Source organism: Streptomyces sp. NH27 (genome assembly GCF_056859195.1).
Genome location: NZ_JACEGK010001046.1, coordinates 1 through 644, shown reverse-complemented (window position 1 = coordinate 644; position 644 = coordinate 1). Strand labels below are relative to the sequence as shown.

1 pseudogene is annotated in these 644 nt (G+C 74.8%); it reads left to right on the top strand.

What is annotated here, in order from left to right:
• A pseudogene (locus tag AC13HU_RS37935) lies at positions 1–592 on the top strand (serine protease); the annotation flags it as partial.
• Between the last annotated feature and the right edge of the window lie 52 nt (positions 593–644).

The following is a 644-nucleotide window of genomic DNA, read 5'->3' as shown; positions in this document are numbered from 1 at the left end:
CCGTACGGCGGTGCGTGTGGCGGAGGTGCTGGCCGCGCTGGCCGCCGTCAGGGAGCCGGTACTCGCCCGGCGGGCCGCCGTCCTCGTCCAGGACCACCTCCAGCAGCACCCGGAGGCCGCGCCCGACGTCGCCCGATACCTCGATCTGCGGCTCGAAAACGGCCCCGGCGCAAGGCCGTTGCTCCTCACCGTCACCGCCGCCCTGCTGCGCGACCATCCCGCACCGATCAGGTCGGCCCTGCTGCCCGTCTTCGCCACGCCCGGCACCCACCTGTCGCAGCCGCTGCGCCACGAACTGCTCGACGCGGCCCTGGAGACCGAGCGCGACCCCGACGTGCTCGCCGCACTGCTCGCCGCCGCGGCCCGTTCCGCCTCCACGCAACATCCCCTGCTCACCCGCGATCTCGTCCACCGCCTGGCCCTGCTGCTCACCCGGACCCCCCAGGGCGCCGCCCGCTTCGACCGCACCGTCGTCGCGCTCGCCGCCGAATACCCCTCCTTCGCCCACCTACTGCGCACCTGGCTCACCGACACCACCTGGGACACCCTGTTGGGCCCGAGCGCCCGCCATGACCTCCTCGTTGCCTCGTGACCGGGGCCGGGGCCGGGGCCGGGGCCAGAGCGCCCAAGTGCCCATGCCCGTA